Annotated in this window: 13 protein-coding genes; 3 read left to right on the forward strand and 10 right to left on the reverse strand. The window is 72.2% G+C overall.

Annotation, left to right across the window (positions count from 1 at the left end; genetic code table 11):
* The first annotated feature begins 21 nt into the window (after positions 1–21).
* On the forward strand, positions 22–858 hold the full coding sequence (locus ACFVZH_RS15315) for a siderophore-interacting protein (protein ID WP_384897322.1): 837 nt from the start codon (positions 22–24) through the stop codon (positions 856–858).
* A gap of 436 nt (positions 859–1,294) precedes the next feature.
* Here the strand turns inward: ACFVZH_RS15315 and ACFVZH_RS15320 are convergent, their stop codons facing one another.
* Positions 1,295–1,927 carry a MerR family transcriptional regulator gene (locus ACFVZH_RS15320; RefSeq protein WP_384897325.1) on the reverse strand — a complete coding sequence of 211 codons (633 nt, stop codon included), beginning with the start codon at positions 1,925–1,927 and terminating at the stop codon, positions 1,295–1,297.
* A 179-nt stretch (positions 1,928–2,106) separates the two neighbouring features.
* Here ACFVZH_RS15320 and ACFVZH_RS15325 point away from each other — a divergent pair, with 179 nt between their 5' ends.
* Positions 2,107–3,039 carry a hypothetical protein gene (locus ACFVZH_RS15325; RefSeq protein WP_384897398.1) on the forward strand — a complete coding sequence of 311 codons (933 nt, stop codon included), beginning with the start codon at positions 2,107–2,109 and terminating at the stop codon, positions 3,037–3,039.
* Positions 3,036–3,506, forward strand: coding sequence for an ABA4-like family protein (locus ACFVZH_RS15330; protein WP_384897328.1), 471 nt, complete (start codon positions 3,036–3,038; stop codon positions 3,504–3,506). The genes ACFVZH_RS15325 and ACFVZH_RS15330 overlap by 4 nt, the downstream gene beginning before the upstream one ends.
* Before the next feature lie 67 nt (positions 3,507–3,573).
* Here ACFVZH_RS15330 and ACFVZH_RS15335 read toward each other — a convergent pair whose 3' ends face one another.
* The 9 genes from ACFVZH_RS15335 to ACFVZH_RS15375 form a co-directional block, all read right to left on the reverse strand.
* Positions 3,574–4,377 carry a class I SAM-dependent methyltransferase gene (locus tag ACFVZH_RS15335; protein WP_384897331.1) on the reverse strand — a complete coding sequence of 268 codons (804 nt, stop codon included), beginning with the start codon at positions 4,375–4,377 and terminating at the stop codon, positions 3,574–3,576.
* 31 nt (positions 4,378–4,408) lie between these two features.
* A complete protein-coding gene (locus ACFVZH_RS15340) occupies positions 4,409–5,806 on the reverse strand; it encodes a cytochrome P450 (protein WP_384897334.1) in 1,398 nt (465 codons plus the stop codon).
* A gap of 185 nt (positions 5,807–5,991) precedes the next feature.
* A complete protein-coding gene (locus ACFVZH_RS15345) occupies positions 5,992–8,817 on the reverse strand; it encodes a DEAD/DEAH box helicase (RefSeq protein WP_384897337.1) in 2,826 nt (941 codons plus the stop codon).
* Between the two features lie 195 nt (positions 8,818–9,012).
* Positions 9,013–9,915, reverse strand: coding sequence for a twin-arginine translocase subunit TatC (tatC, locus tag ACFVZH_RS15350; protein ID WP_384897400.1), 903 nt, complete (start codon positions 9,913–9,915; stop codon positions 9,013–9,015).
* 104 nt (positions 9,916–10,019) lie between these two features.
* Positions 10,020–10,307 carry a Sec-independent protein translocase subunit TatA gene (tatA, locus tag ACFVZH_RS15355; RefSeq protein WP_384897340.1) on the reverse strand — a complete coding sequence of 96 codons (288 nt, stop codon included), beginning with the start codon at positions 10,305–10,307 and terminating at the stop codon, positions 10,020–10,022.
* Between the two features lie 185 nt (positions 10,308–10,492).
* On the reverse strand, positions 10,493–10,690 hold the full coding sequence (locus ACFVZH_RS15360; RefSeq protein ID WP_384897343.1) for a hypothetical protein: 198 nt from the start codon (positions 10,688–10,690) through the stop codon (positions 10,493–10,495).
* Between the two features lie 13 nt (positions 10,691–10,703).
* The gene (locus ACFVZH_RS15365; RefSeq protein ID WP_384897346.1) at positions 10,704–10,967 is read right to left on the reverse strand and encodes a hypothetical protein; all 264 of its coding nucleotides are present in this window, start codon (positions 10,965–10,967) and stop codon (positions 10,704–10,706) included.
* 187 nt (positions 10,968–11,154) lie between these two features.
* Positions 11,155–12,120, reverse strand: coding sequence for a helix-turn-helix transcriptional regulator (locus ACFVZH_RS15370; protein WP_384897348.1), 966 nt, complete (start codon positions 12,118–12,120; stop codon positions 11,155–11,157).
* 16 nt (positions 12,121–12,136) lie between these two features.
* Entirely contained in the window at positions 12,137–13,093 is a 957-nt protein-coding gene (locus ACFVZH_RS15375; protein ID WP_384897350.1) for a helix-turn-helix transcriptional regulator, read from the reverse strand.
* Positions 13,094–13,161: the final 68 nt, after the last annotated feature.

The raw sequence follows: 13,161 nt of genomic DNA on the forward strand, positions 1-13,161 counted from the left end.
GCATAGTCAGGAGAGCCCGTCGTGGCAGAGCAGCCGGCCCGCAAGGCACCGAAGGCCACCGAGGCGCGCGTGGTGCGCACCGAGCGGATCACGCCGCACATGGTGCGGGTGGTCCTGGGAGGGCCGGGGCTCGACGCGTTCGACGCGGCCGAGTACACCGACCACTACGTGAAGCTGCTCTTCGCCCCGGAGGGCGTCAGCTACCCGGAGCCGTTCGACATGGAGCGGATCCGGGAGGAGTTCCCCCGGGAGCAGTGGCCGACGACCCGGACGTACACCGTGCGGGCGTGGGACGCCGAGCAGCGCGAGCTGACCGTCGACTTCGTGGTCCACGGCGACGAGGGACTCGCCGGCCCCTGGGCGGCGCGCGCGCAGGCGGGCGATACGGTGCGCTTCCTCGGCCCCGGCGGCGGTTACACGCCGGACCCGACGGCGGACTGGCACCTGCTCGTCGGCGACGAGAGCGCGCTGCCGGCGATCGCCGTGGCCCTTGAGCGGCTGCCCGCCGGGGCGCGGGTGCACGCGTTCGTCGAGATCTCGGACGCCGCCGAGGAGCAGAAGTTCGCCACGGCGGCGGGCGTCGACGTGACGTGGCTGCACCGGGGCGACCGGCCGGCGGGCGAGGCGCTCGTCGAGGCCGTCCGCTCCCTGGACTTCCCGGCGGGCGACGTGCACGCCTTCGTCCACGGCGAGGCCGGCTTCGTGAAGGACCTGCGCCGCCACCTCCGCCTCGACCGCGGGGTGACCCGCGAGCGCCTGTCGATCTCGGGCTACTGGCGCCTGGGCAAGTCGGACGAGGCGTGGCGCGCGATCAAGCGCGAGTGGAACGAGCAGGTGGAGCGCGAGCAGGAGAACTGAGACTCCGCGCGACGAGGGGCGGGTGCCCGGGGCACCCGCCCCTTCCGCATGTCCGCCCCTACGGCACTCCCGAGCCGTCCCGTGCAGACGGGACCGGACAGGCGCACCGCGCGAACGGGACTGCCGGGTCCCGCGAGGGTTCCCCGAGGGCGGGGCCGGTTGGGCCACGTGCGGACACCACTGGCTGGGCCCCGGGCGGGCAGGGCCGGTTAGGCCCTTGCGGAGAGGGCCGGTTGACCTCGCGCGGACCGGGCCGGGTTAGGCCCCGTGCGAGTAGGGCCAGGTGGACCCCGTGCGGACACAACCGGCCAGGCCCCTTGCGGACAGGGCCGGTTGGACCCCGCCCGGACACGACCAACCAGGCCCCGGGCGGGCAGGGCCGGCCAGGTACCTTGCGGACAGGGCCGGTTGGGCCCCGCCCGGACGGGGCGTCGGCCTACGTCGTCCGGCCGAACGCGCGGTCCGAAGCGTCCACTTGGGCCAGCCGCCGCAGCGCGGAGAAGATGGCGTCGCCGAGGACCGTGCCGACGACGGTGCTCTCGACGAGCTCCTCGCGCGCCACATGGTGCGCCACGTACTCCAGGTCGGCCCGCGCGACCTTCTCCGCCGCGTCGGCATACACGTCCAGGACTTCGGCGAACAAGCCGTGGCCGACCTCTTCGAGGGCCGCCAGGGCCGTCGCCAGTGCCTCCGCGGCCCCGCCGTCCGTATGGACGCGCCAGCCGCGTGCGGTGATCAGGTCGGTGACCCTTTCGCGCGCCTCCTCGATCCCGGTGCCCGGCTCGCGGTCGTAGCGCGGCACCATCCGGATGGCGGCGGCGCCGAGGACCTCGTGCACCGGCCGCTCCCGGTCGTCGACGGCCTCGATCACGTCCCGGATGCCCGCGACGGAGAGGCCGCCGATGTCGAGGAGCGCCCGGATCAGGCGGAGCCGCCGCACGTGCGCCTCCTCGTACGCGGCCTGGTTGGGGCTCGTGAGCTCGCCGGCCGGCAGCAGCCCTTCCCGTACATAGAACTTGATCGTCGGCACGGACACCCCGGTCCTGCGACTCAACTCTCCGATGCGCACCGCGCGTTCACCTTCCCGGTCTCTCCACGGCCTTGCCGACCGACACCTCCATCATAGATAGTGGCGCTATCAGATAGTGGCGAGTGCCACTATCCATAAATCCACGGGGGATATCCATGTCGTCGTTACTCCAGCCCCTCACCCGCCTGCACCGGCCACTGGTCTGGTTCGCCGCCTCGATGGGCGTCCTCGCCCTCGTCTCCGCCGTCGGCCTGGTCGTCGACGACCGGATCCTGGTCGGTGTGCCGATCTGGACCAAGCCGCTCAAGTTCTCGCTCTCCTTCATCGCCTACGCGCTCTCGCTCGCCTGGATGCTCTCGCTGCTCGCACCGCTCCCCCGGGTCCACCGGACCGGCTGGTGGGCCGGGACGGTGGTCACCGTCGCCAGCGCGGGCGAGATGGTGCTCATCACCCTCCAGGTGATCCGCGGCACCCAGAGCCACTTCAACCAGGCGACCCCCTTCGACAACGTCGTCTTCCAGATCATGGGCGGCACCGTCGTCGTGCTGTGGCTGGGAGCCCTGACCATCGCGGTGCTCCTGCTGCGCGCCCGGATCCTCGACCGGGCCACCGCCTGGGCCGTCCGGCTCTCCTCGCTGATCGCCCTGGCGGGCGCGGGCATCGGCTTCCTGATGGTCCGTCCGACCCCCGAGCAGCTCGCGGCCGACGAATCCCCGATCAGCGGCGCCCATAGCGTCGGCGTCCCGGACGGCGGCCCCTCGATGCCGCTGACCGGCTGGGCGACCACCGGTGGCGACCTGCGCGTGGCCCACTTCTTCGGCATGCACGCGCTCCAGCTGATCCCGCTGCTGCTCCTCGTCCTCGCCGCCCTCGCCGGTCGCTACGGCCGCCTCGCCGACGCACGCGTACGCCTGCGGCTGACGTTCACCGCCGCGGGCGCCTACACCGCGGTCTTCGTCCTTCTGACCTGGCAGGCGCTGCGCGGTCAGGCCCTGTTCTCCCCCGACGGCGCGACTCTCGCCGCCGCGGGCACGATCGCCCTGCTCACCGCCGTGGCGGCCACGCTCTCCCTCCGCACCCCCTCCCCCTCCCCCACCCCCTCCACCTCTGCCTCTGCCTCCGCCTCTGCCTCCGAGGAGGTCTCCGCGTGACCGGCTTCCTCTTCGAGCTGACGTTCCTCCTGGCGGCTCCCGTCTGGCTGCTGATGATCTTCGCGCCGGGATGGCGGGGAACCGAACGCCTGGCGGCCACACCGCTGACCGTGGTGCCCCTGCTGATCGTGTGGGCGGTACTGGCCGCCCCTGTCCTGCCGGAACTCTGGACAGCGGTCTCCAGCCCGGACCTCGACACCTTCCGGGAGCTCACCGCGCTCGCGAACGGCGCCGGGGCGGTCTGGGCCCAGGTCATCGCCTGGGACCTGCTGCTCGGGCAGTGGATGTACCGCGAGGCCCGACGGCTCTCGGTGCCTCCGCTGCTGATGGCACCGCTGCTCGTCCTGACGATCCTCCTCTCCCCCGTCGGCCTGCCCCTGTTCCTGCTGGTGCGGGCCGTGTGGAAGGCGAGGCAAGGGCCGGCGCCGGCCCCCGCGCCGCCAGCGACGCACTCCTCCGCGCGCTGACCGGGGAAAGCAGGGGCGCCGCACGCCGGCCGGGCCGTGGGCTCGCGGCGCCCGGTTTCCCCCCTCGTCAGCGGGAGGGGCGCTTGCGGGCCGTCAGCTGGAAGAGGCGGGCGGTGTGCATGTAGGGAACGCGGGCGGTCGTGGCGAGTTCGAGCCGTTCGAGGTCGGCGTAGTAGGCCGGGTCGTACTTGCGGGCGTCGTCGGTGAGGTAGTCACAGAAGGAACGGATGCCGTAGTGGTGCACGTCCCGGCAGCCGTGGGCCTCCAGGGCCGGGATGATCTCCTCCGCCGTGTGGAGGGTCAGGTCGGAGTCGAACATCTCGGTCCGGAGCCGGTCGGTGTCGAGTGCGGCCAGGGCCGCGGCGGGGTCCAGCTGCCGGACGGCGACGTTCAGGGGCGCCGAGTGCCGGTTCATCGCCATCACGGAGAGAAGCCCTCCCTCCTTCAGCGGGGCGATCGCGGTGGCGAGCGTGCCGGGCACGTCGTCCACGTACTGCAGGAGGTTGTGGCACAGCACCACGTCGAAGCCTCCGTCGGCGATCTCCGCCGGCAGTGCGTGCACGTCGGCCAGGACGCAGGTCACCCGTTCCGGCAGACCGCTCCCCGCGGCACGCGCCTCGGCGGCGGCCAGCATGGCCGGCGCGTGGTCGACGACGGTGACGTGGTGCCCGCGTGCGGCGAGCCGCAGCGCGTCGCCGCCGTCGCCGCCCGCGAGGTCGAGTACGCGCAGTGGCCCGCCCCCGGGTCCGTCGTCAAGGTGACGCATCAGGTTCGCCTCGGCGAGCGTGTAGCGGAGGCGGCCCCAGGGGGCGTCCTGCCATTCCCGCCAGGCGGCCGTCGCGGTGTCGAACTTCTCGGGATTCTCAGCCATTTCGCGACGATATCCTCAGGTCGTCGGGGTGTCAGCGACGGGCGTGGACCGTGGCGTGGACGTCGCGGTCCGGCTGGAGGGTGAGGCTCGGGACCGGGCGTATCTCCTCGGTGGTGAGGTCCAGGTGGTAGCGGCGGGCGAGGACCGCGAGGACGAGGACGGCTTCGACGAGGGCGAAGCGGGTGCCGAGGCAGACGCGGGGGCCGCCGCCGAAGGGGAACCAGGCGTACTCGGGTATCTCCTCGGCGGGTTCGCCCTCGTCGGTGGTCAGCCAGCGCTCGGGGCGGAAGGCGTCGGCGTCGCCGTACCAGCGGGGGTCGCGGTGGGTGGCCCACTGGCTGGACCAGACGCGGGTGCCGACGGGGACGGGGGTGCCGCCGAGGGTGGCGCCCTCCTTCGCGATGCCGGTGATGAGCCAGATCGTGGGGTAGAGGCGGAGGGTCTCCTTGATGACGGCCTGGGTGTACGTCAGGGCGGCGTAGTCGTCGTAGCCGGGTTCGTGGTCGGCGAGGACCCGGTCGAGTTCCTCCGTGAGGGCGTCGCGGACCCGGGGGTTGCGGGAGAGCAGGTACCAGGCCCAGACGAGGGTGGAGCTGGTGGTCTCGTGGCCGCCGATGTAGAGGGTGACGGTCTCGTCGCGGATCTCCTGGTCGGAGAGGCTGGCGCCGGTCTCGTCCCGGGCGGCGAGGAGGCGGCTGAGGAGGTCGGGGCGTTCGGTGTCGCCGTCGCGGTGGCGGGAGACGACGCGGGAGACCTCGGCGTCGATGACGGCGGTGGCGCGCTTGATACGGGCGCGTCCGGGGGTGGGGATCCAGTCGGGGAGGACGGCTCCGATGCCGCTGAACTCGGCGCCGATCTCCTTCTGCGCGACGTCCATGGCCCGGCCGATGGATTCGGCGTCGGCGGCGGTGTCGACGCCGAAGATGGTGCGGACGGCCACGAGTTGGGTGAGGGCGGCCATCTCCTTCTTGATGTCGATGTGCTGCCCGTCGGTCCACCGGTCGGCGAGGTCGACCGCGCACTCGGTCATCGTCGCGGCGTAGGAACGGACCTGCTTGGGGCGGACCGAGGGCTGGACCAGGGAGCGCTTGCGGCGCCAGTCGGCGCCCTTGGCGACGACCACGCCGTTGCCGAGGAGGGTGCGGAAGGCGATGCCGAGGTCGGGCTGGTCGAAGGTGTGCTCGACCTCGGTGAGGAGTTCGCCGATGGAGTCGGGGTGGGCGATGAAGAGCGCGGGGCCGCGGCCGAAGCGCCAGCGGACGAAGTCGCCGCGCTCCCTGAGCTGTTCGAAGAAGGCGAGGGGGTCCTTGCCGAAGGCCGGCAGGTTCCCGAGGAGGGGCACTCCTCGGGGCCCGTCGGCGAAGCCCGGCGTCGGCCGCCCTGTGTCGTCGTCGCGCGTCCCGGTGTCCGGACCGGCTTCCGTGGTCATGTGCGTCCCCTCCCCAACTGGCCTTTCCCCGTACGAGTCCATGCAAGCGGAAGGGTCCGCCGGTGCGCCACCCCTGTGGACGACGGCCTGTGGACAACGTGGGGCGCAGCGGGGGCCCAGGCCGGGAAAAGCCGGTGCCCGTGGCGTGATCGCCACGGGCACCGGGTCGTACGGAGGGGGTGCGGTCAGCCCACGGAGCTGTAGGCGACGACCCCGCGGAGCAGCGCCTCCACCGCCTTGCGGGCGTTCTTCGCGACGGTGCTGTTCTCCCTGGGAGCGGCCGCGGCGATCTGCCCGAGGACGTCGATGACCTGCTTGCACCAGCGGACGAAGTCGCCGGCGGGCATCTCCGCCTCGCGGAGTACCTCGTCGAGACTCTTGTCGGAGGCCCACTGATAGGCGGCCCAGGCGAAGCCGAGGTCGGGTTCGCGCTGGCCGACGCCCTCGGCCTGGTTGATCTTGAAGTCCTCTTCGAGGGCGTCGAGGCGGCCCCAGATGCGGACCATCTCGCCGAGCGCCGCCTTGGCGTTGCCGGTGGGCAGCTTGGGGGCGACGGCGTCGTCGGCCTGGCGCGACTCGAACACCAACGCGGAGACGCAGGCGGCGAGTTCGGCGGGGTTGAGGCCCTCCCACACGCCGTCGCGGAGGCATTCGCTGGCGAGCAGGTCGAGTTCGCCGTAGAGCCGGGCGAGCCGCTTGCCGTTGTCGGTGACGTCGTCGCCGCGGAGGTAGTCGAGCTCGGTGAGGAGCGCGACGATCCGGTCGAAGGTGCGGGCGATGGTGTTGGTCCGGCCCTCTATGCGCCGCTCCAGCTGCTGGGTGTCGCGCTCCAGGCGGTGGAAGCGCTCGGCCCAGCGGGCGTGGTCCTCGCGCTCGTCGCAGCCGTGGCAGGGGTGCGCGCGGATCTCGGTGCGCAGCCGGGCGATCTCGCGGTCGTCGGCGGCGGCGGCGCGCTGCTTGCGGTGGCGATCGGGGTTGATGTGGCCGGCCTTGCTCCGCAGGGCGGAGGCGAGGTCGCGGCGGGACTGCGGGGAGCGGGGGTTGAAGGTCTTGGGGATCCTCATCCGCTCCAGCGCCTCGACGGGGACCGGGAAGTCCATCGCGGCGAGCCTCTTGACCTGACGCTCGGCGGTGAGGACGAGCGGACGCGGCCCGTCGTGGTAATCGAAGCCGCGGTGGCCGTTGGTGCGGCCGGCCGGGATGCCGGGGTCGAGGACGAGCGCGAGGCCGGCGAACTTGCCGGTCGGCACGTGGATGATGTCGCCGGGCTTGAGCTTCTCCAGCGAGCCGGCCGCCTGGGCACGGCGTTGGGCGGCACCCTGCCGGGCCAGTTCGGTCTCGCGGTCCTTGAGGTCGCGGCGGAGCCGCGCGTACTCCTCGAAGTCTCCGAGGTGGCAGGTCATGCCCTCGCGGTAGCCCTCGAGTCCTTCCTCGTTCTTCTGGACCTGGCGGGAGATGCCGACGACGGAGCGGTCGGCCTGGAACTGGGCGAAGGACGTCTCGAGCAGCTCGCGGGAGCGGTGCCCGCCGAACTGGTCGACGAGGTTGACCGCCATGTTGTACGAGGGCCGGAAGCTGGAGCGCAGCGGGTAGGTGCGCGTGCCGGCGAGGCCGGCGAGGTGGCCCGGGTCGAGGCCGCGCTGCCAGAGGACGACGGCATGGCCTTCGACGTCGATGCCCCGGCGGCCGGCGCGGCCGGTGAGCTGGGTGTACTCGCCGGGGGTGATGTCGGCGTGCTGTTCGCCGTTCCACTTGACGAGCTTCTCGAGGACGACGGACCGCGCGGGCATGTTGATGCCGAGGGCGAGGGTCTCGGTCGCGAAGACGGCCTTGACGAGGCCGCGGACGAAGAGCTCCTCGACGACCTCCTTGAAGGTGGGGAGCATGCCGGCGTGGTGGGCGGCGATGCCCCGCTCCAGCGCTTCGAGCCACTCGTAGTAGCCGAGGACGTGCAGGTCCTCCGCGGGGATGGAGGCGGTGCGCTCCTCGACGATCTCGCGGACGCGCAGGCGTCCCTCGTCGTTGTTGAGACGGAGGCCGGCGTAGAGGCACTGCTGTACGGCGGCCTCGCAGCCGGCGCGGCTGAAGATGAAGGTGATGGCGGGCAGGAGCCCTTCGGCGTCGAGGCGCTCGATGACCTCGGGCCGGCCGGGGGTCCAGATGCGGGAGCGCTGGCGGCGCTCTCGCTCGCGGTCGGCCTCGCGGACCATCTTGCCGCGGCGCCGGTCGCGCGGGTTGTAGGCCGAGTTCTCGGTGCGGGCGAGGCGGATGAGGTCGGGGTTGAGCTCGCGGCGGGCGGAGCCGCGGCCGCCGTGGTCGGTCTCCTCCTCGAAGAGGTCGTACATCCGGCGTCCGGCGAGGACGTGCTGCCAGAGCGGTACGGGGCGGCTCTCGGAGACGATGACCTCGGTGTCGCCGCGGACGGTGTCGAGCCAGTCGCCGAACTCCTCGGCGTTGGAGACGGTCGCGGAGAGCGACACGAGGGTGACGGATTCGGGGAGGTGGATGATCACTTCCTCCCAGACCGCGCCGCGGAAGCGGTCGGAGAGGTAGTGGACCTCGTCCATGACGACGTAGCCGAGGCCGGAGAGGGCCTGGGACCCCGCGTACAGCATGTTGCGGAGGACCTCGGTGGTCATGACGACGATCGGCGCGTCGCCGTTGACACTGTTGTCGCCGGTGAGGAGGCCGACCTTGTCGGATCCGTACCGCTTGACGAGGTCGGCGTACTTCTGGTTCGACAGCGCCTTGATGGGGGTCGTGTAGAAGCACTTGCGGCCCTGGTCGAGGGCGAGGTGGACGGCGAACTCGCCGACGATGGTCTTGCCGGAGCCCGTGGGCGCGGCGACGAGTACGCCCTTGCCCGCTTCGAGGGCCCGGCACGCTTCGATCTGGAAGGGGTCCAGACCGAACTCGTACATCTCGCGGAAGGGGGCCAGCGCGGTGGCCTGCTCGGCGTTGCGGGCGAGGGCGGCAGCGTACGCCTCGGCTGGTGTGAGGTCCTCTGTCATCTTGTTCTCGAGCCTACCCGCCACCTGTGACAGTGACGCGATCTTTATCGGGGCAATGGTCCCGGGACCCGACAGGCTCCGGCGCGGGGTCCCCGGGCCGCTCGGGAACCCCCGGAGCCCCCGCGCGGGGCGGGCCGCTCGGGGCGCCGGAAACGAAAGATCCCCCCGGACCGAGTCCGGGGGGATCTCTCGCGATCAGGTGATGTCGTCGTATCCGTTGAGCCGCTGCGCGGTGGTCCCGCCCGGCTCGCCGGTGGCCTGCTCGGGCAGGGAGCGGGCGGCCGGCACGGGCTCGACGGCGCCGACGGTCTCGGGCGTGAGGTCGAGCGCGGACGCCTCGTCGTCGTCGAGTTCGGCGTCGGGGTTGCCGCGCCTGCGTCGCTTGTCGTTGAGGAGGGAGAAGCCGACGGCCCCGAAGTACAGGATCGTGATCGGCCCGGCGAGGGCGATCATGCCGACGGGGTCGGTGGTCGGGGTGATGACGGCGCCGAACACGAAGACGCCCATGATCACGCCGCGCCACCAGCCGGCCATGCGGCGACCGGTGAGGACGCCGGTGAGGTTCAGCATCACCAGGACGAGGGGGAGCTCGAAGGCGAGGCCGAAGACGAGCACCATGCGCAGGGTGAAGTCGAGGACGTCGTTCAGCGACAGGATGTTCGCGGAGCCCGCGGGCGTGAGGCTGATGAGGACCTTCACGCTGACGGGGAGGATGAGGTACGCGAGGTAGGCACCCGCGCCGAAGAGCGGCACGGCCGCACCGACGAAGGCGTACGTGTACTTCTTCTCGTTCTTGTGCAGCCCGGGCGCGACGAACGCCCACAGCTGGTAGAGCCAGACCGGGCTCGCGACGACGAGACCCGCCGTCAGCGACAGCTGGATCGTCGTGCTGAAGGGAGCCATCAGCGTGTTGAAGGAGACGATCGCGCAGTTGCCGCCGTCACTGGTGATGCCCGGTGCGCAGGTGGGCACCGACTTCGTCAGGAACTGCATCAGCTCCTCGCTGTACGCGAGGGCGACGATCGTCACCGCTGCGATGGCGAGGAGACCCTTCGCCAGTCGGTTGCGGAGTTCACGCAGGTGTTCCACGAGGGGCATCCGGCCCTCGGGATCCTTCTCCTGCTTGCGGGCAGACTTGGGCAACCCACGTCCTCATCTCGTGCGGCAGCCGCCGCCCGGTGCGGCGGCCGCGGCGGACCGGGTCAGCGCTTGGTGGTGTCCGAGGGCTCGGCCACGGGACGCGAGCTGGTCACGTCGCCGGGAGCGGCCTGGATGGTGCGCGGTGCGGGCTGCTGGTCCGTGGTTCCGGCCTGCGGCGGGTCGGCGGGCGCGCTCTGCTGGTCGTCCGACTTCATCGCCTTGGCCTCGCTCTTGAGGATGCGAGCCGACTTGCCCAGCGAGCGGGCCATGTCCGGGAGCTTCTTGGCGCCGAACAGGAGGATGATCACGACGAGGATCAGAATGATCTCGGTGGGGCCGAGCCTACCCATAGCTGTTTACCTTCTTCACCGAGGCGACATGGAGTGCGTGCCCGGCGGGTCGGACAGGCGTCCGGCCACCGCGCTGCCTGCGATCGTAACCCGCAGGAGTAAACGCAGGGCAATGCCCTTGCATACTCCCGATTTCGTCGAACGAGCCCCCGTGAGGGCTCCTTCGTGCAGGGTACGGCACCGCCTCAGCGCAGCGTCTCGCCGGTACGGGCCAGGCCGACAGCGGCGGTTTCGAGCTCCTCGGCCGCCCGATTGATCCGTTCTGTGGTGTGTGCCACTTGACGGCCGAGGCGCTGGACTTCCAGGAAGACCTTGATGCCGAGGACGCCGAGGACGGCGATACCGAGGAAACCGAGGGCGATGGCGAGCATGGGCCAGAACATGTACCGAGCCTACTCAGACGGTCGTGTGGAGGCGCAGGGTGCGCACCCCGCCGCCGGTGAGGAGCTCGACGATGCGCTCGCCCGCGGGCTTGCGGACGGAGCTTCCGCACTCGGGGCAGGTGAAGGAGTAGAAGGTGGTGCGGCGGCTGGCGCCGATGGCCAGGCGCAGGGCGCCCGCGGAGAGCTCGAAGCGGGAGCGGCAGTCGGGGCAGGCCGCCTTGAAGAGGACCGGGGCCATCGTCGCCGTCAGACCGTGCGTCACCGACATCTCCCTCATCTCTCCCGACTCCCGCTCGCGGCCGCCCGGGCGGTCCGCGTCCCTCGCGCCGGCTGTCGGCTGCGTCCGTGTCCCTCGCGCCGGCTGCCACCGGCCTCCGCCGGCGCTTCCGTCGCCCTGTCAGTAACAGCGCCCCCGGAGCGGGGAACGTCACTCGACGGCGACGTGACCCGCTCGCGGGCGGCCGCTACTCGCCCGCGTACGCGGCGAGCGCGGCGGTGGCCGCCGTCCTGGCGCTGTCGGCGAGTTCGGCCGGCGCGACGATCCGTCCGTCGCTGCCCAGCCGGAGGGCGAGCCGGCGCAGCGAGGCCGGGTCGGGCGTCCGCAGGGTGATCCGCAGTCCGCCGTCGGGCAGCTCGTCGGCCCGGTCGTGCGGGTAGTACTCGGCGACCCAGCGGCCCCCGGGGCCGACCTCGACCACGACCTCGGGGTCGTCGGCGGACGGCTGCACGAGCCCCTCGGAGAGGTCGCGCAGCTCCAGCTCGGGGGGTGCGGCGTGCTCGTCGAGGATGCGGATCTCGGCGACGCGGTCGAGCCGGAAGGTGCGGCGCGCCTCGGAGAGCCGGCACCACGCCTCCATGTACGTGTGGCCGACGGCGAAGAGCCGGATCGGTTCGACCTCGCGTTCGGTGAGCTCGTCGCGCGCGGGCGAGTAGTAGCGCACCCAGAGGCGGCGGCGCTCGGAGATGGCCCGGTCGACCTCGGCGAAGACGCCGCCCTCGGACTCGAAGGTGACCGAGAGCCGGGAGCTGGCCCCGGCGGCCTCGCCGGCCGCGGCCTCCAGCTTGGCGGTGGCGCGGAGCAGGGCGTCCCGGTCGCTCTCGCGGAGCCCGGGCAGGGTGGCGACGGCGCGGGCGGCGACGAGGAGGGCGGTCGCCTCGTCGGCGGCGAGGCGCAGCGGCGCGGCGGCGTCCGCGCTGAGCGCGCTCGGGTTGCGCCACCAGATGCGGTCGCCGTCGGTGTCGATGTCGAGGAGGTCGCCGCCCCGGAAGCTGGTGCCGCACATGGGCAGCACGTCCAGGTCGGAGATCAGCTCGTCCTCGGTGATCCCGAAGGCGCGGGCCACGTCGGCGACGTGGGCGCCGGGGCGCTCGCGGAGATAGGTGACGAGGGAGAGCATTCGCCTCGTCTGGTCGATCGCGTTGGCAGCCATGCGGTTCGTCTCCCCCTCAGCCCTGGGCCACGGCGCGCAGCCGGTCCACCACGTCGGCCCGCAGATCGGCGGGCTCCTGGACGACGACATCGGGTCCGAACTCGACCAGCCAGGCGTCGAGCCCGTGCCCGTACGGGATCTCCAGCTCGTCCCAGCCGTCGGCGCCCTCCTGTACGGAGAGGGCGCGGGCCCGGAGCGGGTAGCCGCAGCCGGCGCGCAGCCGGATCCGGGCGGAGCGGGTGGCGGTCTCGCCGGCCCAGGTCTCGACGGTCTCCCGGACGGTGACGACGTCGGGCACGGGCGCGGTGAAGGCGCCGGCCCGGGAACGCACCTTGCCGGTGATCCGGGAGAGGCGGAAGACGCGCTCGGCGCCCCGGTCGCGGTCCCAGCCGGCGAGGTACCAGTGGCCGCGCCAGCATTCGAGGGTCCAGGGCTCGACCTGGCGGGTCTCGGGGCGGACGGCGTTGGCCTTGCGATAGTCGAAGACGACGGGGCGCCGGTCGCGGCAGGCCAGCATGAGCGGCTCGAAGGCGGCCTCGTGGACCGGGATGCGCGGTTCGAGGGCGCTGGGCTGGGTGTCGTACGAGTCCTCCGCCTCGGGCATGCCGGCGGCGCGGAGCTTCTGGAGGGCGCCGCTGGCGGCGCCGGCGAGGCGGGCCTGCTGCCAGACCTTGGCGGCCAGGCCGAGTGCGGCGGCCTCCTCGACGTCGAGGGTGATGGGCGGCAGCGTGTTGGAGTCGCGGCGGGCGAGGTAGCCGGTCTCGCCCTCCAGGTTCTCGACGGTCTCGATGACCAGGCCGAGCTCGCGCAGGTCGTCCTTGTCGCGCTCGAACATCCGGTTGAAGGCGTCGTCGCCCGCGGCTTCGAGGTATGCCTCGATGGAGCCCCGGAGTTCGCGCTTGCTCAGCGGACGGCGCGTCCCGAGCAGGCACAGCGCGAGATTCATCAGCCGCTCGGACTTGGCAATCGCCATCGACGCCCTGCACCTCTTCCGCGGATCCACTTCTCGGAGGTCCGACCGTACCGCTCCGGAGTGTCGCG

The sequence above is a fragment of the Streptomyces sp. NPDC059534 genome (assembly GCF_042743475.1).
Classification (GTDB): domain Bacteria; phylum Actinomycetota; class Actinomycetes; order Streptomycetales; family Streptomycetaceae; genus Streptomyces.